Raw genomic sequence first — 17,274 nt, 5'->3', positions numbered from 1 at the left:
CACCATGCGCTTTAAATTTGAGCAAAGCAACTGAGGCTGAATTGCGACGGCAGATCGGCTCAATCATTGCATAAAAAGCTACTTCATGTCCTCCATGGTGATGCGATAGGAAGTTTGCCGAGCCTGTGAATAGACCTCGCGAGCAGCATCGTAGATCAGTTTCCGTGAGGCGTCGAAGGCGGCAAGAAGCGATGATTCCGTCGCTGCAATGACGCCATTCTTCTCCAGGGCGGGCTTATCGATTAGAAATGGGACGGAGGTCATTCCATCGTAGCCGACAAATCGCACGCCCACCTCAAGATCATCGAAACTTCTGCTGGGGTTTGGAAATGAAAGGGCCATTACTTTTCGCTTTTTACTGCGTCGCCTTCGTCATCGCAACGATCGACGGCATTTGCCATTCTTCGATGTTTTTTGATAAATTGTGTCAGGGCGATCTGTAGCCGGCCTTCGTCACGTGTTCCCTCCTGAAATCGACGCGCCAGATAACGTGCAGCATCAGTGCGCAAATCTTGTGTGTCGCCGGGTTTGCGAGCCTCCCTTAGAAGTCGCGAAATCATAGTGATGTTTCTGGAATTCAACGCGATGGAAGACATTTCGTCCTCCTTTGTTGCGGGTCAGGCATTTGAAACCTGAACGACAGCGCCCGTTTCAATTACTGTCATGATAATTATGATGCGCCTTCTATGAGACGAAAGCAAATAAGGCTGCAATGGAGCTGCTGTTAACTCGGTCCGGGCTGCGTTGCAGAGGACGGCTCTGCAGTCATATTAACTGCAGCTTTCAACTGCGGTTCGTTATCGTCAATGCTAGGAAAACCATCGATACGTTGATAACGCTGCACCAACTTTCAATTCGTGTTCCCCAGCTTCTCAGCAATGCGCTCCTGGGCGGCTCGGATCGCGCCCAGATGCTCGATCACCCGTCCCATGCACATCATGAAAATCCCGAACGCGATCGCGGAGAATCCGTAGGATAAAAACGTTATCGTGAATAACCCGCTGCGATCCGCCAGCCCATTAATGATAACGATCACGCCTGCCACGATAGAAATAAGACCAAATATAAGTGCAGCAACTGACATTATGCCCCTCCGTTCGATGGCCGACGCTAGAACGGTTGCAATTGTCGCGCAATAGTCATTCTTTCCGATCTCGAAGTCTCACACCGGGCCCATTTCCATTCTGCTCAATGAAGATCACACCTGCATCTTCAAGCGCCGCACGGATATCACGTAAAGTTCGTTCGTAGGGGGTCGATTTTTCGGCTTCGAAGTTCGCCAGGGTCGCTCTTCCGACTTTTGCAGCATCACAAAGATCCGACTGGGACCAAGCGATGAGGGCGCGTGCGGCGCGACATTGGGATGGCGTTAACATCATTTTTGCATAACTCGATATTTTTTGTATTGACTTTGTTAACTACGATCATTTATGCATATGGTTATAGGAAATGCATTGAGTTGTACAGCAATTCAATCAAGCATCCCTAACAGATTACTAATTCCTGATCGGTCGCGGCCAGAGATCCTTTGTTACCCACTAAGCTGACGCCCGACCGATCAGGAACACCACAAGAGGAGACCACCATGCCAACAGCAACCCAGACTTCACCAAAGCCGGTCACGCTTTCGGCGATTGCCCGCGATATGCTTATGCAGGCAGACGGTGACATGAACCGTGCCGCAGCGGCTTTCGCCAGCTTTGGCGAAGCTGACGCCAGCGCTCGCGGAGAGATGCTTTTCTATGCCGCCCGTAAGCTGCTGGCGGAGGTTCCCCAAGTCCAGCGTGCGGCTATCCTAAGTGAGCGCGCCGCAACCATTTCAGAGCCATTCTTGAAAGCTCCGGAGCGCATGCAGAATGCTGCGAAGGCGGCTCACGAAAGGCTTGTGTTGGCGAAAGGCGCTTTGCAGTCATCGCTATATGAGCTGCTGTATTCGATCGGAGGCACCACTAAGCCGCTGCGCGAATGGACTGGCACCGAAATCATAGGCCACGCCGAGATTGAGCTTGCCAAGGGCGCGACGGCTGTTCGCAACGCCCGGTTCTTGCGGTCGGTTGGCTATGCCGCTGGTGCGGCAAAAGTCGGCGAGGCGGTTTCGCCGGGCGATCTCGAGCGGATGAAAGCCGACGCTGACGCCAGTGAGGTTTGAACAGTTTTGGGGACGGCCACGATGTACTCGCACACCAGATGCTGCACGCCTCCCCAAACCCCCGTTGCAGTCAGATGCGGCCAATGAAGAAACGTAAACCAATCGCTCATCGCCCATCTGTCTGCACCCCATCCGAGGAGAATGCAATGAACATAGCAGTCAGCCCATCGGAATTATGCGCTGCGGTTCACCTGGAGCCGTATAGCCCGACGCCGGATATTACCGCGACGATTGCCGAGATCGTGACGCTGCATCGCTTGCGGCAGAATGCGATCAAGGCGCAGACGAAGCTTTCTTTGCAGGGGCAGGCCGTTATCCGCTTGCTCGTGCCGGCTGACGACTTGCCGAAAGAAAAGGTCAAGGCGCGCTATGCCGCCATCTACAAGGCCGCAGCAGCCGATCCCTTGCAGGATCTGCACGACTATGTTGCGCCGTATCTGCATGCTGGGAGACCACTCGACGAACAGCGTGCAATTTATGAAAGACAGCTTGTGAAGGCCGCGAAGCGCCTGCCGGTCTATCCATGGGTTAAATCGGTGCGAGGCTTCGGTGACATTTCCTTCGCGACTATTGTCGGAGAATGCGGCGACATCGGTACTTATAAATCGGTGTCAGCTGTGTGGAAGCGGCTCGGCCTCGCTGTGATCGAAGGCAACCGTCAGGGCAATCCCGGCAAGAGCGCATCAGCTGACGACTGGATCGCACACGGTTACAACCGCCAGCGGCGTTCGGTTAGCTGGAACATGCGAGCGAACATCATTGGCGCGCAAGGCATGTGGCGACCGATCTTCGGTGAGAGCGTCCGCACCAACCATGATCTGACGCTCTACCAGCAGGTCTTTGCGGAGCGTGCGCGGATGTATGCCGGTCGGCTCGGTGTGCCTGTTACGGAAAGCGCGAAGGGTAAGGAATCCTACAGCGAGCACGTTGTCAGGCGAGCAGCCCGGTACGCCGAAAAGCTTCTAATCAAGCACCTTTATCTCGAATGGCGTCGCATCGCTAACCGCTAGCCGCCAGCAATACTCAAAATCGAGGAGAATGCCATGACGTGCGAGAGCGCGAACGGGAAACCTTTGTCCAGCCGTGAGAGAATCCTGAACAGCGAAGAGAATGTCTGTGATTTGCACCGGTTGGCGATAGCGACGGATGAGGTTTGGGAATCTTTCTCACGCGACTTTGGTGCCGCCAAGAAACACGGAATTGAGATCTGCGCCGAACAGCTGAGCGAATTGATGGACGTTCTCGGCGCCAACATTGCCAGCCTTCGCATTATGTCGCGCGACGTCCGGTCGGCTCTTTTTAGTTAAGGTGCAGCATGAGCAAAATTCACGCCCTTTACGCCTTGGCATGTGCATGCAGCGGCGAGACGAAAGATCAGCCTGATAAGGTCAATGACGAAATATGGATGGCCGTCTGGCATCTGAAGCAGGCAGTTCTCAAACTCCGCGCTCAGTCCCGGGCCGACCTCGAAATCAAAATCGCGCTTTGGACTGACCTCATCGGAGATCCGGCCTGCATTCTCGATGTTCATCAAGAGCATTGGCGCACGATGATGGCTGATTTTACGCTGTTCATGCACGCCGCTGAACATCCCGAACGATACCCTGAACTGAAGGAAGCATCATGAATCCGCAAGAAAGATTGGTTCAAGCCATCAACGACGCCACGGCTCTTTCGCTGATTATCGGCGACCTGTTCGACAAGGACGATGTAAGGCAGGACTTTCTTGCCCGCCAGCTGATTTCGGCCACTGAACGAATGAACCGCGCCCTTGCGGCCTGGCAGAAGGAACTCTCCGAGGACGGAGAGCCGGAACAGGTGGCGGCATGAGTAAGGCAGAGAAGCGAACACTGAAGGAAAACGTGAAGCCGCCGAAAAAGGAGCCTGCGTACCTGAAAGCGCTGGCAAGCCGCGTGAAGGGGAAGGGAAGGAAGTCATGATTGATCTGCCATCCTACTTCCTTGGTGTGGCCGTCGGCAGTGCAGGCTGGACGATTGTCCGCGAATTATGGCGCTACTGTCGACGCTAACAAGATTGCCCGCGTACCGGTGCGCTCTTCTAAAGCGCTAACCGTAATGGATGATGCGCGTTCGAATCGCGCCGCGGGCTCCAATCCTAGGAAGGCCGGAACACGTTCATCCCCAGCGCGCTCCGGCCAGCAGTTCATACCGCCGCCCCTTTGCCCGGCGATATGTCCACGAGTGGTCCTCACTAAACTAATGGTCCCACGGCGGATGAACACATTAACACGATATGCGAGCAATGTATCGCTAATAAACAATCATGTCTTGCGGAGGTTGATGGTCCCGACCGCATCGCGCGCCGGGGGTACGCGTTGCCTGAGAACGCGATGCGGCGGTACCTGCCGTTTGCGGCAGGCCCGCTATACATGTGGGAATGCGGCAACCAATCGGCAATCAGATTTGTGGTTGCACGTTACGATTAATGGTTCGCAATCGTGCGAACCTCCTAACACGTTCACTGGTGGCTTGCCGCAAGGTGCCAGCGGATACCGGCGAAGTCCGGCACAGTTTGGACGTCGCGGCGATTGGGCGCGAACTGTGGTGCATTGCTTGCCGCCCCGATGGCGGCAAGACGGGAAGCGCGGCCACGGGAATGACGTAACCCAAAGCGCTCCTGCCCGCTCCCATTCCCGGCGGCCACCAACCGTTCGGCAGACCGAAACACGAGGAGTCGAAAAAGCCCCTTGGCCTTCGGGCCGAGGGGCAACAAGAAAAAGGACGGCGTTATGCCCGGCACCACCCGTAAGCCGCCGTCCTCCGTACTAGCCAAGGACACGAGGAGACTAAAAGCCACCAACCTTGGCGTTTCTTCCGGGTACCACCCCGGCAACCGGCATATGGCCTTCACCACGCCATGTGTCAATCGCCACCAAAACGAGGAATAACTATGAGTAAAGAACAGAGCACATTCATCGTGGATCTCATCGACATCGCAAAGCGTGCCGAATGCAAGATCACGATCACAGCCAAAAGCGGCCACGTCGTCTGCGAAGTTGGCCCTGAGACGTCCCCCTTCAAGGTCGACGAATACGGCGTCGTCTATATGGATAATGCCAAGGTCGATTACGAAGCTCTCAATAAGGATGTCGGCGAACTGATGCAGTTCCTGGATTTGAGAATCGGCACGCTCCGGCGCGAAGTCTTGCGCATGTCAGCTAAGACCAGCGGCGAGCATGCGAGTCACATATCGATGAATTTCTATGTTGGCGAGCCGCGATTGACGGTCGAGCCGACCGATGGCGGCCCGTCCGACTCGCGCAAGCGTGTTGGTGAAACATTCTCCAAAGCCTGCAAAAGCTGGACTGAAAGCATCGCTGAGGCGACGGGTCCGCGATCGGATTTGGCAAAAACTATCGAGCATCTAACGGTTCGTCTCGATCCAGAAGAGCTTTACGACGATCTGGTGAAAAGCCCGGAATTCAAGTCGGTAATTGTAGACGCGCTCCATCGCAGTGCGAATACCGTGCATATCAAGCTGTAAAGAAATGCCCCGCCTGCCAAGTCGGCGGGCGGGTAGCCACGCATTGCCGCAAGTTTCAGTGATCGGTGGCTACTAGGTGGCTACCAGTGTGCAAAACAGGCGCTGGTTACGAAATCGCAAAATCTTAAGAGGCTGATTTTGTTAAGAAAACTGGTGCCGCTTGCGTGACTCGAACACGCGACCCCATCATTACGAATGATGTGCTCTACCAACTGAGCTAAAGCGGCCCGGAACGTTGCGTTCCAATTTCCCGAAGGAACCAGTCGTTTTCGGCTGGACGGTGCGCTGATAACCAAAAGCAGGGAGGAAAGCAAGGCCCAAATCAAACAATCTCAATGTTTGTTCAAAAGCTTTTACAACATGCACATCGTCAGCGTCTTGCAGCGTGGAAACAAGTAGGTTTCTGAGCAAGCAGTGGTTCCGTCTTGCGAACTCGGGACATCATATCCCGCGCCAGCCGTCAAGCCAGCGCGGTACCGCCACAACCGGGAATCACGCGCTTGCGCAAAGGCGCCGGCGAGCTTCCTTATATTCCCGCTCAAGGCGGTCAATCAATTGCCCGGCAGGCGTCACTTCATGGATAGCGCCGATGCCCTGACCGCAGCCCCAGATATCCTTCCAGGCCTTGGCGCCTTCCTGCTGCGCCTTGTCGAAGTCCATCTTGGAAGGGTCGGCTTCCGGAAGGTTGTCGGGGTCCATGCCCGAATTGGCGATGGACGGTTTCAGATAGTTGCCTGCAATCCCGGTAAAGTAGTTGGAATAGACGATGTCGGAGGAGTTCGAGTCGACGATCATCTGCTTGTAGGCATCTGTCGCGCGCGCTTCGGTCGTGGCAATGAAGGGCGAGCCGATATACGCGAGGTCGGCGCCCATGGCCTGTGCGGCAAGAATCGAGTTGCCGTTGGCGATGGCGCCTGAAAGGAGCAGCGGGCCATCGAACCAGGAGCGGATTTCCTGCACGAGCGCGAAGGGCGATAGCGAACCGGCATGGCCGCCCGCACCGGCGGCCACCGCGATGAGGCCATCCGCGCCCTTGCGGATTGCTGAATTGGCGTGGCGGTTGTTAATGACGTCATGAAGGACAATGCCGCCATAGGAATGGATTGCGGCATTCACTTCCGGCACGGCGCCGAGCGAAGAGATGACGATCGGCACCTTGTATTTCACGCAGAGACCGAGATCGTGCTCAAGGCGTTTGTTGGAACGGTGCACGATCTGGTTGACGGCAAAAGGCGCGGACGGCCGATCCGGATTGGCCTTGTCATGAGCAGCAAGTCCCTCGGTGATTTCCGCCAGCCACTCGTCGAGCTGTGCTTCCGGGCGGGCATTGAGCGCAGGAAAGGAACCGACGACGCCTGCCTTGCACTGCGCCATCACCAGAGCCGGATGCGAAATGATGAATAGGGGAGCGCCAACCACCGGGATGCGCAATCTGCTTTTCAGAATATCCGGCAAGGCCATTTTCAATCGTCCTCCATGATTGACGTTTCCGTAAACGTAATATCTGTAACATGTCCTTGCCCGACGGCAATATCAAAAGCGCAAGCCAGTCGGTCGTTGATAGCCGGTCTTCGACAATCTCGACAATGCGTGCTGGAACGCGACCGATAGGGCACTCCTCATTTATTGGACGCCACGCTCAAAGAGAATCGCCGTTATAGTTGAGGATGTTTGGAGCACCTGCAATGGGTGCAGTTTGATATTCTAGAACTATACGGATGGGGGAAAACCGCATTCAGGGTTAATATTTGGTGTCTCTGTTAAGCTTATCGGCTAGTCAAAGCGGGTGAAGAACAGGTAAATGCCTTGATTCAGACGTTAATTTCGCTGAGGCTTATGAAAGCGTCTGCATCGGGAACCGCTTGCTCCTGTGAGGGCGTAACGAAACGGCGGGAAAAACGAACAAGGGAAGAGCAGCCTTTGGAAAGCATTGAGCGCGCGATCAGGAATGCATTTGCCAAGGCGGATGCACACAATCCGGCGACCCGCCAGCGAATCTACGAATCCGCCTGGGGTGCGCATGAGCGCGCGCTCGCGACGAACACCGCGCTCAGCGATGCGCAGAAGGAACAGCGCCGCCAGAACCTGAAGGACGCAATCTCCGGCATCGAACAGGAATTCAAGACAGACGGCGGGGGGGCGAGCGCGCGTCGCGAACCAACGCTCGATGCGCCGCTGAGGGAGGATCCGGTGCTGGGCGGGGTGGAGGAAACGTCACCCGCGCTCGATAGCGGGGATATTCGCGCGGCCTCCCGGCAGAAGAAGCGCAGCAATGCCGACCTCGGCTATGAGGGCGGCGTTTCCCGGAAGGACCGCCGCAAGAAGAAGCGCCATTCACCTTTCTACAGCTACGGCATTCCGGCGCTTGTGCTCGCGGTTGCGGCTTTCATCGGCTATTCGCTTTATAACAGCTTTATCGATCTGAGCAGCCGACCGGCGAACAACCCGCTGCACGGCGAAGGCAATATTGCTCCATTGAAGGAAGGCGAGGAGCCGGGCGGGGCGAAATGGATCACCATTTTCCAGCCTTCGGAAGCCACACGCATGTCCGTCAAGGGACGCGCCACGGCTGAAATCAGGCAGGAAGGCACGCGCAGCTTCGCGCATATCCAGTCCGCCGGTGCCGAAGATTCGGTCACATTCGATGTGGGCGAGGGCATTCTGGATCAATTGGCGGGTAAGACCGCGACCTTCAACATCGTGGCGCGTGCCGACGATGGCAAGACGACCCAGATGTCGGTCAACTGCGATTTCGGCAGTCTTGGCGATTGCGGACGCAGGCGCTACGACGTGCGCGATTCCGTGAGCGATTTCCTTTTCGATATGGAAATGCCATCCGGCCAAAAGGCAGGTCGTGCGGGCACAATCACGATCAATTCAGACCTGAGCGGTTCCGGCAAGCCGGTCAATATCTACGAAATCCGCGTGTCGACGGCGGCTGAGTAATCAGCCCAGCAGTTTTTCCAACGTTTCAAGCCGGTCCGCTTCGCGGGGCGGCTTGTCCCAGCGTAGCCGTGAAAAACGCGGAAAGCGCATGGCGACCCCCGATTTGTGGCGCGTGGAACGGTTGAGACCTTCAAAGGCGACTTCCACGACCAGCCCGTGATCGGGTTCGGCGCGTACGGATCGGACGGGCCCGAAGCGCTCGGTGGTATTCTCCCGCACAAATTTGTCCAGCAATTTCAGTTCTTCATCCGTAAAGCCGAAATAGGCCTTGCCGACCGGCACGAGCACAGGTTCATCTTCCGGTCCCGTCCAGACCGCGAAGGTGAAATCGGAATAATAGCTCGACCGTTTGCCATGGCCGCGCTGGGCATAGACGATCACCGCATCGACGGTGAAAGGATCGCGTTTCCACTTGAACCACGGTCCCTTGGGGCGGCCGGGAAGGTAGGCGCTATCGTGGCGCTTCAACATGACGCCTTCGATGACCGGATGCGGCGGATTGGCGCGAAATTGCGCCAGTTCCTCAAAGTTGGAAAAGGGCAGAACGGGCGAGAGATCGAACCGGCGCGGATCGAGCTGGCTGACAAAGCTTTGCAGGCGGGCGCGGCGCTCCGAAAAGGGCAGCGCGCGCAAATCGGCGCCTGTCTGCTGGTTCCCTTCCTGCAACAGGTCATAGGCCCGCACGAAGGCCGGATAATCGCGCAACTGTTTTGCGCTTACGGTCTTGCGGTTCAGCCTTTGCTGGAGATCGGAGAATGTGGCGGTCTCTATGCCGGTTTCACCGTAATGACCAACCAACAATTCGCCATCGATCGCGCCTTCGAAATCCATCGCTTCCAGAATATCCGGGAATGCGCCGGAGATATCGTCTCCGGTGCGCGAATAGAGGCGGCGCAGGCCGTTTTCCGCAACGGCCTGAACACGAATGCCATCCCATTTCCACTCAGCCGTGAAGGCGGATGCGTCAAGCGCGGGAATTTCCGCTTCGTCAAGGGCCGTCGCCAGCATGACAGGGCGAAACGGAGCGGCTGCGGTGGCCGCAGGCTTTTCACCGCGGCCTTCCAGCCAGGCGAACAGCGCCTCATAGGGCGGCGATTGGCCGTGCCACAGTTCTTCTATTTCCACGACGTCGACGCCGCCGAAATCCGCCAGCGCCTGTTTGGCCAGACGGGCCGAAACACCGACGCGCAAGCCGCCGGTCACGAGCTTCAACAGCGCGTATCGTTCGGAAATGCCAAGCACGTCGAGCCATCCGGCGACGAGAAGCGGGCCTTCGCGGCGCGAAGCATTCTGCAATTCGTGCACCACGATGCCAAGCGGCAGATCGGCGCCCGGAGCAGTTTCGCTGGGGCCGGGCCAGATCAGCGAAATCGTTTCGGCAAGATCACCGACATAATCGTAGGAATAGGCAAACAATGTCGGGTCTGTCCGCTCGGCGATGAGCGCGCGCAGCATGGCCGGTTTCACGCTTTGCAGTTCCAGATCGCGGGTGATCGCCGCCAGCGCTACCCCGCGATCCGGGTCGGGTGAAGTGCGGAAATAGTCGATGAGCAATCGCAGCTTGCCGTTTCGCTGCGGGGTAAGAACCAGCCGGTCGAGAAGTTCGGCGAAAGCACGCATCAGTCGCCCTCATCTTCATAGCCGACGAGGTGCAGCGGCTTCGCCGGTATGTTCTGCAACTCGCACCAGCGAACAAGGGCTTCTTCCCGTCCATGCGTGACCCACACTTCGGCGGGAGCGATTTCCGTTATGGTTGCTGTCAGCTCGTCCCAGTCGCAGTGGTCGGAAATGATCAGCGGCAGTTCCACGCCCTGCTGCCTGGTGCGCTGGCGGATGCGCATCCAGCCCGAAGCGAAGGCTGAAACAGGATCGGGAAACCGTCGCGCCGAGCGGTCGGAAAATGCCGATGGCGGGCCGACGATGATCTTTCCTGCAAAATCCGGCTGTGCCTCGCGCTGGTCCAGCGTGGCGGGTTCCAATACGCCGAGATCAATACCTTGCGACTGGTAATATGCACAGATATTTTCCAGCGCGCCGTGAATGTAGATCGGCTCCGCATAGCCCGCTTCGCGGATGAGCTTGATGACGCGCTGCGCCTTGCCGAGCGAGTAGGCGCCCACCATATGCGCCCGCTCGGGGAACTGCCGGATCGATTTAAGAAGCGTTGCAATCTCGTGGGATGCATCCGGGTGACGGAATACCGGCAGCGCAAACGTCGCTTCGGTGATGAACACATCACAGGCGACAGGCTCGAACGGCGCACAGGTCGGATCGGCCGCACGCTTGTAGTCGCCTGAAGCGATGATGCGGGTGCCATCCATCTCCACCGCGATCTGGGCCGAGCCCAGCACATGGCCCGCCCCATGAAAGCTGATCCGCACGCCATTGATCGTCAGGCTCTCGCCGAGGCTTATCGGTTGCGTCGCTTCTGCAAAGTTTGCGCCGTAGCGCAGCGCCATGATGTCGAGCGTTTCGCGCGTTGCCAGCACATGGGTATGGCCCGAGCGGGCATGATCGGAATGTCCATGGGTGATGAGCGCGCGTTCCACCGGGCGCACCGGGTCGATATAGAAATCGCCGGGCGGGCAATAAAGGCCTTTGGGAGAAGGGCATAGAAGCTGGTTGAAGCGCATGGCTTCAAGATAGGTCACGAAGTTCACCCCGAAAAGGGAGGGGGCCCTTTGCTGCTGACAAAATGAGAACAAAAGTGAACAAACACCTTGGCGGTTTGCCTTGCGGCGATTAGATTGACGGCGTGACACTGAACCGGAAACCCGCCGCCGCATCTGCCGCTTTTCCCTTGCCGGACCGTTTTCTCGAATGGTTTGCGGCCAAGGGCTGGTCGCCGCGCGCGCATCAGCTCGAGCTTCTGGCGCGTGCCGAACAGGGCCAGTCCACGCTCCTGATCGCGCCCACCGGTGCGGGCAAGACGCTGGCCGGGTTTCTGCCCGCGCTGGTGGACTTGGAACGAAAGGGCCGGAAAAAAACGGGTATGGCGAAACGTGGTGTCCATACGCTCTACATTTCACCTCTCAAGGCGCTTGCGGTCGATATTCATCGCAATCTGACAGTGCCGGTGGAGGAAATGGGTCTCGACATCACCATTGAGACCCGCACCGGCGATACGCCTGCGCACAAGCGTCAGCGACAGAAACTGGCGCCGCCGGATATTCTGCTGACCACGCCGGAGCAGCTTGCGCTGTTGATCGCATCCAAGGGAGCGGAACAGTTTTTCAAGGGCCTGCGCTATGTGGTGCTCGACGAATTGCACTCGCTGGTTATTTCCAAGCGCGGGCATTTGCTGGCGCTGGGGCTGGCGCGGCTGCGCCGCCTGCAACCGCAATTGCAGACCATAGGCCTTTCCGCGACAGTGGCCGAGCCCGATGAGCTGCGCCGCTGGCTGGTGGAGCAGGACGGGACCGGTTCCATGGCCGGTCTCGTGACGGTCGATGGCGGGGCGAAACCGGAAATCACCATTCTCGATTCCGAGGAGCGGGTGCCATGGGCAGGACATTCCTCGCGCTATGCGATACCTGATATTTATGAGGCGATCCGCCAGCACCGCACGACGCTTTTGTTCGTCAATACGCGCAGTCAGGCGGAGATGCTGTTTCAGGAGCTTTGGCGGGTCAATGAGGATACGCTGCCCATTGCCCTGCATCACGGTTCGCTTGATGCCAGTCAGCGCCGCAAGGTCGAGCAGGCCATGGCCGCAAACACATTGCGGGCTGTGGTCGCGACCTCGACCCTCGATCTGGGGATCGACTGGGGCGATGTCGATCTGGTCATCCATGTCGGCGCGCCAAAGGGTGCGAGCCGTCTTGCGCAGCGCATCGGCCGCGCCAATCACCGCATGGACGAACCGAGCCGGGCCATTCTGGTGCCCGCCAACCGCTTCGAGGTGATGGAGTGCCGTGCCGCACTCGATGCCAATTATCTGGGCGCGCAGGACACGCCGCCTCTGATCGAGGGAGCGCTGGATGTGCTGGCGCAGCATGTGCTCGGCATGGCCTGCGCTGAGCCTTTCAATGCCGACCAGCTTTACCGCGAGGTGCAGAGCGCTGCACCTTATTCAGGTCTGCCGCGAGACACGTTTGATCGCATCCTGGATTTCGTGGCGACCGGCGGCTATGCGCTCAAGACCTATGAGCGGTTTGCGAAAATCCGCAAGACGGTGGATGGTACCTGGCGGGTATCCAATCCGCGCATCGCGCAGCAATATCGCCTCAACATCGGCACCATTGTCGAAGCGCCGGAGCTGAATGTGCGGCTCACACGTGGCGGAAAGGGCGGCAATGCAAGAGGCGGGCGTGTCCTTGGCCGCATCGAGGAATATTTTCTGGAAACACTGACGCAGGGCGACACTTTCCTTTTCGCAGGTAAGGTGCTGCGTTTTGAAGGCATTCGCGAGAACGAATGCATCGCCTCCAATGCTGCGGGACAGGACGCCAAGATTCCTGTCTATGCAGGCGGCAAGTTTCCGCTTTCCACCTATCTCGCCGCTCAGGTGCGCGCCATGCTTGCCGACCGCACGCGCTGGCAGTTTTTGCCTGAACAGGTGCGAGAATGGCTGGAAGTGCAGCAATGGAAATCCGTGCTGCCCGGCACGGACGAGCTTTTGATCGAAACCTTTCCGCGCGGCAACCGCTTCTACATGGTCGCCTATCCATTCGAGGGCAGGCTGGCGCACCAGACGCTCGGCATGTTGCTGACGCGCCGTCTGGAGCGCATGGGCGTCCATCCGCTGGGCTTCGTCGCTACCGATTATTCGCTGGGTCTCTGGGGCCTCAAGGATATGGGCGCGATGATCGGTGCGGGAAAACTCAGCCTCACCCGCCTGTTCGACGAGGACATGCTGGGCGATGATCTGGAAGCATGGCTTGATGAAAGCTACCTGTTGAAGCGCACTTTCCGCAATTGCGCCGTGATTTCGGGGCTTATCGAACGCCGTCACCCGGGACAGGAGAAGACAGGCCGTCAGGTCACGGTTTCCACCGATCTGATCTATGACGTGCTGCGAACCCACGAGCCGGACCACATATTGTTGCAGGCGACGCGCGCGGATGCGGCGACCGGGCTTCTGGATATCAAGCGCCTCGGCGACATGCTGGCGCGAGTGAAAGGGCATATGCTGCACAAGCCGCTCGACCGGATTTCGCCGCTGGCGCTGCCAGTGATGCTTGAGATCGGGCGCGAGCGCGTGGCAGGCGAGGGCGATGAAATACTGCTTGAAGAGGCTGCGGACGATCTGATCAGAGAGGCGATGCAATGAAAACCGCAGTGTGGGGAAATGGAGAGGCCTACAGTCTGGCCCATGCCGAAGTGCGTGGCGTTGCGGCTGTGTGCGATCCATCCGGCGCGCTGTTCCTGCCCGACCTGCATATGCTGATCGTTTCCGACCTGCATCTGGAAAAAGGCTCGTCCTTTGCCCGGCGCGGCCAGCTTATCCCGCCCTATGACACGGCGGCGACGCTCGACATGCTGGCGCTGGCAATCGCGCGCTACCAGCCGCAAACCGTCATCAGCCTTGGTGACAGTTTTCACGATGCGACGGCCAGCGAGCGCCTGCCGTCGCTTTATGCCATCCGGCTGAAATCGCTGATGGAACATCGCGACTGGTTCTGGATCACCGGCAATCACGATCCGGATCGCCCCGTCGACCTGCCGGGCGATTGCGTCGAGGAACTGGCAGTCGGGCCGCTCATCTTCCGGCATGAGCCGTCACGCAAGGCGGGGCAGGGCGAGATTGCAGGCCACCTTCACCCCGCCGCTCGCATCGTGCGGCGCGGACGGTCAGTGCGCCGCCCCTGTTTTGTGAGCGACGGCGAAAGGCTCATCATGCCTGCTTTCGGAGCCTATACGGGCGCGCTCAACATTCTGGATCGCGCTTTCCGCGGACTGTTCGCCGATGAGGCGATGCGCGCCTATATGCTGGGGCAGGGCAAGGTTTATCCGATAGCGCGCGGCGCCCTTTTTGGCGGTTAATCCCGACGGAACAGAATGCGTCCGAACCAGCCGGTGAAGACGGCAAGGAAAACCGCAAACAGGCCATAGAGAAAACTGTTCTGATGGGCGGCGTTATATATGCTTTGTTCGAAACCGGCCTTGACGATTTCAAGGCTTGCATTGGCTTCCCGCAGGAAAACACCGTTGCGAAACAGGAGCGCCCGGGCCTTGTGGCGGCCAACCGGCACGTTGGCGGGGAGGTTCAGCGTGGCGCGGAACAAGGTGCGCGAAATGAACTCCACGCCGCCGACGCGCTGCGTATAGAGGCCCTGCCGGATTTTCATTTCGCGCAGTTCATTGCCGAACTTCGGAATGTTGCCTGACAGGCTGGCCGGATCTTCGGGAACGAGATAGAAATTGCGCACCCCGACAGAAAGCTGCCGATAGGTTTTCTCGTCGGTTATGTCCTGCAGATTGCGGGTAGATGCCAGCGAATAGGAGAGCGGCACGCCTACGAAGGTTTCCGAATCCGCATTCACCCATACGCCAAGATAGCGGTCCTTCTTGCGCACCACGAGATCGCGCGAAGGGCCTTGCAGCACCACGATGACGTCGTAACGGCCCTGCCGCTGGATTGTCGGGTCGGCATTGTCGAGCGCGCCGAATATGGTGAGATCGGTGCCGCCGAAATTCGATGTGATGGCGATGGTTTCTGTCGACAGGCCGATTTCGATGGTTTCGTCGGCCGGGTTCTGCAATTGCGGAACCGTGTTGCCGTTGCCGCTGGAATCGACCTGCGCCAATGCGCTTCCCGCCATTAGAAGGAAGATCAACGCGGAGGAAAGCGTGAGGCTCCGCATGTCAGATATCCGCAATCGAAATGGAGAACAGGTTGTCCGGCCGGACGAACAGCCCGAAGGCGAGACGCAGCCCGACCGCCAGCACCAGAAGCGCCAGCAAAAGACGCAACTGTTCGCCGCGCAGTTTCTGTCCGGCGCGCGCGCCATATTGCGCGCCGATCACGCCGCCGACCATCAAAAGGAAGGCCAGCACAATATCGATGGATTGGTTGGTGGTCGCCTGCAGCACGGTCGTAACGGCGGTGACGAAGGTGATCTGAAACAGCGAGGTTCCGACAACCACATTGGTTGGAACATGCAGCAGATAGATGAGTGCGGGCACCATGATGAAACCGCCGCCGACACCCATGACCGAGGAAAGAAGGCCGATGAAGAAACCGATGCCGAGCACCGGAATGATGCTGACATAGATGGTGGATGCGCGAAACCGCATCTTGAAGGGCAGCCGGTGTATCCATGTGTGCTGGCCCGAGCGCCGCACGGCTCCGCCCTGACCCTTCTTCACGCGGCGAAGCGCTCGCAGGCTTTCGATGAGCATCAACCCGCCGACAGTGCCGAGAAAGAAAACATAGAGAATGGAGACGATCAGGTCCAACTGGCCGAGATCGCGCAGCCATGAGAACACGAAAATACCGACGAGGGAGCCCAATATGCCGCCCGCCACCAGAAACAGGCCAAGCTTGATGTCGAGTGTGCGGCGTTTGAAATGCGCCAGCGCGCCGGAAACCGACGAGGCAATGACCTGATTGGCGCCGGTGGCAACCGCGATGGCAGGCGGAATGTTATAAAAGATCAGCAGCGGCGTGATGAGAAATCCGCCGCCGACGCCGAACAATCCGGACAGAAAACCCACAGCGGCGCCCATGCCGAGGAGAACCAGCATGTTGACCGACAATTCCGCAATGGGAAGATAAATACCCAATTCCCAACCCGGCTTTCACCAACGCACGACATACAGCGGCTTGCGGTCGCGTTTCTCCGCAAGATGTTTCACCTTACCAAAACATCTCCGGCAACATTATGAAACCGTCCTGCGCGCGGAAATGCATGAAAACAAGTAGTTAGGCTTTAGTCTGCTCGCGAGTTCCAGCCTGGCCACATCTCGTAATGTCTTGCTCTGTCGCCGTCGGGAAGTCAAACGCCGATTGCCGATAAGGTTACCTTGCAAGAGTATATGGAAGGAAAATTCAGGACTGTTGTTCAAGAACAACAAAAAGAACGCCAAAGACCATCTAAAACAGCTTTTATCCAGATAATCCTACCGATTGTATGGGATATACTTAAGCGATTTCTGGTCCCGATGCGTAGTGAATCAGTCGGCTGCGTTCTGGCGATTGCTGATGACGATATTGATATCTTCTTTCGGCGTGATGACCGAATAGCCGGATGACGGATAAAACTGGGCGCGGATCGAGATGTTGTCCGACATTTTACTGTCGATCAGACTGCCATTCTTTATGATGTAAAGATAGGGATTGGTCAGGTTGACGCTGAAATTCCCGGCAAAGCGGCTGCTGGATTTGAAGCCGAAGCAGTTCATGCTTTCGGCATAATAGCTGCCATTCATCACATTCCAGTCTTCCATCGGGCTGGAGCGCGTCAGGCAGGTTTTCTTGCCGTCAGGCGTGGTGAAATTTGCATTGAACGATACGGCAATGAAGATGTTCTTCAATTCAGAACTGCCGGAAAGTACCTTGAAAATGGATTTGTAGGGGTGAATGTCCTCGGCGGGAATAAGCTGCTTGTCGCCGGAAGAAATTTCAAAGTCGATCGCGTCCCCCTGGAAACTTTTGATATCCTTGTCGAGCGCGAGAGGGATTTTCGCGATGATACCGTTTTCCATGTCGTTGTTTACATGCAAGAGCATAG

General features: G+C 57.6%; 18 protein-coding genes, 2 tRNA genes and 1 pseudogene. 10 read left to right on the top strand and 11 right to left on the bottom strand.

Annotated elements, in window-relative coordinates; all coding sequences use genetic code 11:
* Window positions 1–78 precede the first annotated feature (78 nt).
* The 4 genes and pseudogenes from F9K78_RS04020 to F9K78_RS22270 form a co-directional block, all read right to left on the bottom strand.
* Window positions 79–342: a DUF1488 family protein gene (locus F9K78_RS04020; RefSeq protein ID WP_151682056.1), complete on the bottom strand. Its 264-nt coding sequence runs from the start codon at window positions 340–342 to the stop codon at window positions 79–81.
* Window positions 342–596 carry a hypothetical protein gene (locus F9K78_RS04015; protein ID WP_122066533.1) on the bottom strand — a complete coding sequence of 85 codons (255 nt, stop codon included), beginning with the start codon at window positions 594–596 and terminating at the stop codon, window positions 342–344. The genes F9K78_RS04020 and F9K78_RS04015 overlap by 1 nt, the downstream gene beginning before the upstream one ends.
* A 254-nt stretch (window positions 597–850) precedes the next feature.
* Complete coding sequence (locus tag F9K78_RS04010; RefSeq protein ID WP_151682055.1) at window positions 851–1,084, bottom strand: hypothetical protein; 234 nt, start codon at window positions 1,082–1,084, stop codon at window positions 851–853.
* A 58-nt stretch (window positions 1,085–1,142) separates the two neighbouring features.
* A pseudogene (locus F9K78_RS22270) lies at window positions 1,143–1,379 on the bottom strand (helix-turn-helix domain-containing protein); the annotation flags it as partial.
* Window positions 1,380–1,585: 206 nt separating this feature from the next.
* Here F9K78_RS22270 and F9K78_RS04000 point away from each other — a divergent pair.
* The 7 genes from F9K78_RS04000 (at window position 1,586) to F9K78_RS03970 (ending at window position 5,653) form a co-directional block, all read left to right on the top strand.
* Complete coding sequence (locus tag F9K78_RS04000; protein WP_151682054.1) at window positions 1,586–2,149, top strand: hypothetical protein; 564 nt, start codon at window positions 1,586–1,588, stop codon at window positions 2,147–2,149.
* 146 nt (window positions 2,150–2,295) lie between these two features.
* Complete coding sequence (locus F9K78_RS03995) at window positions 2,296–3,159, top strand: hypothetical protein (RefSeq protein WP_151682053.1); 864 nt, start codon at window positions 2,296–2,298, stop codon at window positions 3,157–3,159.
* A gap of 33 nt (window positions 3,160–3,192) precedes the next feature.
* Window positions 3,193–3,456 (top strand): hypothetical protein, encoded by a 264-nt coding sequence (locus tag F9K78_RS03990; RefSeq protein ID WP_151682052.1) that lies wholly within the window; start codon window positions 3,193–3,195, stop codon window positions 3,454–3,456.
* 8 nt (window positions 3,457–3,464) lie between these two features.
* Window positions 3,465–3,776 carry a hypothetical protein gene (locus tag F9K78_RS03985; protein WP_151682051.1) on the top strand — a complete coding sequence of 104 codons (312 nt, stop codon included), beginning with the start codon at window positions 3,465–3,467 and terminating at the stop codon, window positions 3,774–3,776.
* Complete coding sequence (locus F9K78_RS03980) at window positions 3,773–3,979, top strand: hypothetical protein (RefSeq protein ID WP_109367577.1); 207 nt, start codon at window positions 3,773–3,775, stop codon at window positions 3,977–3,979. The genes F9K78_RS03985 and F9K78_RS03980 overlap by 4 nt, the downstream gene beginning before the upstream one ends.
* A 206-nt stretch (window positions 3,980–4,185) precedes the next feature.
* Window positions 4,186–4,261: transfer RNA gene (locus F9K78_RS03975), tRNA-OTHER, on the top strand.
* A gap of 798 nt (window positions 4,262–5,059) precedes the next feature.
* Window positions 5,060–5,653 carry a hypothetical protein gene (locus F9K78_RS03970; protein ID WP_151682050.1) on the top strand — a complete coding sequence of 198 codons (594 nt, stop codon included), beginning with the start codon at window positions 5,060–5,062 and terminating at the stop codon, window positions 5,651–5,653.
* A gap of 151 nt (window positions 5,654–5,804) precedes the next feature.
* Here the strand turns inward: F9K78_RS03970 and F9K78_RS03965 are convergent.
* Together F9K78_RS03965 and F9K78_RS03960 are read right to left on the bottom strand one after the other, a co-directional pair.
* A tRNA-Thr gene (locus F9K78_RS03965) sits at window positions 5,805–5,880 on the bottom strand.
* Window positions 5,881–6,145: 265 nt separating this feature from the next.
* Entirely contained in the window at window positions 6,146–7,114 is a 969-nt protein-coding gene (locus tag F9K78_RS03960) for an NAD(P)H-dependent flavin oxidoreductase (protein ID WP_121982039.1), read from the bottom strand.
* Window positions 7,115–7,573: 459 nt separating this feature from the next.
* Between F9K78_RS03960 and F9K78_RS03955 the strand changes: the two genes are divergently transcribed.
* Window positions 7,574–8,599, top strand: a complete 1,026-nt coding sequence (locus F9K78_RS03955) for a hypothetical protein (RefSeq protein ID WP_121982038.1) — start codon at window positions 7,574–7,576, stop codon at window positions 8,597–8,599.
* On the opposite strand, the gene F9K78_RS03950 is transcribed toward F9K78_RS03955, so the two are convergent.
* The gene (locus F9K78_RS03950; protein WP_121982037.1) at window positions 8,600–10,219 is read right to left on the bottom strand and encodes a cisplatin damage response ATP-dependent DNA ligase; all 1,620 of its coding nucleotides are present in this window, start codon (window positions 10,217–10,219) and stop codon (window positions 8,600–8,602) included.
* Complete coding sequence (locus tag F9K78_RS03945; RefSeq protein WP_151682091.1) at window positions 10,219–11,232, bottom strand: ligase-associated DNA damage response exonuclease; 1,014 nt, start codon at window positions 11,230–11,232, stop codon at window positions 10,219–10,221. Before F9K78_RS03945 ends, F9K78_RS03950 begins: the two co-directional genes overlap by 1 nt.
* 122 nt (window positions 11,233–11,354) lie before the next feature.
* Here F9K78_RS03945 and F9K78_RS03940 point away from each other — a divergent pair, with 122 nt between their 5' ends.
* Both F9K78_RS03940 and pdeM read left to right on the top strand, forming a co-directional pair.
* The gene (locus F9K78_RS03940; RefSeq protein WP_121985263.1) at window positions 11,355–13,871 is read left to right on the top strand and encodes a ligase-associated DNA damage response DEXH box helicase; all 2,517 of its coding nucleotides are present in this window, start codon (window positions 11,355–11,357) and stop codon (window positions 13,869–13,871) included.
* Window positions 13,868–14,584: a ligase-associated DNA damage response endonuclease PdeM gene (gene pdeM, locus F9K78_RS03935; RefSeq protein ID WP_121982034.1), complete on the top strand. Its 717-nt coding sequence runs from the start codon at window positions 13,868–13,870 to the stop codon at window positions 14,582–14,584. Before F9K78_RS03940 ends, pdeM begins: the two co-directional genes overlap by 4 nt.
* Here the strand turns inward: pdeM and F9K78_RS03930 are convergent.
* From F9K78_RS03930 to F9K78_RS03920, 3 genes are all read right to left on the bottom strand, one after another.
* Window positions 14,581–15,405, bottom strand: coding sequence for a TIGR02186 family protein (locus tag F9K78_RS03930; RefSeq protein ID WP_121982033.1), 825 nt, complete (start codon window positions 15,403–15,405; stop codon window positions 14,581–14,583). The genes pdeM and F9K78_RS03930 overlap by 4 nt on opposite strands.
* A 1-nt stretch (window position 15,406) precedes the next feature.
* Window positions 15,407–16,288 (bottom strand): sulfite exporter TauE/SafE family protein, encoded by an 882-nt coding sequence (locus F9K78_RS03925; protein WP_376903682.1) that lies wholly within the window; start codon window positions 16,286–16,288, stop codon window positions 15,407–15,409.
* A 429-nt stretch (window positions 16,289–16,717) separates the two neighbouring features.
* Complete coding sequence (locus F9K78_RS03920; protein ID WP_121982031.1) at window positions 16,718–17,272, bottom strand: hypothetical protein; 555 nt, start codon at window positions 17,270–17,272, stop codon at window positions 16,718–16,720.
* Between the last annotated feature and the right edge of the window lie 2 nt (window positions 17,273–17,274).

Source organism: Brucella pseudintermedia, assembly GCF_008932435.1.
GTDB classification, from domain to species: domain Bacteria; phylum Pseudomonadota; class Alphaproteobacteria; order Rhizobiales; family Rhizobiaceae; genus Brucella; species Brucella pseudintermedia.
Note: the sequence above shows the minus strand (reverse complement) of the source record. Positions and strands in the feature narration are given on the sequence as shown.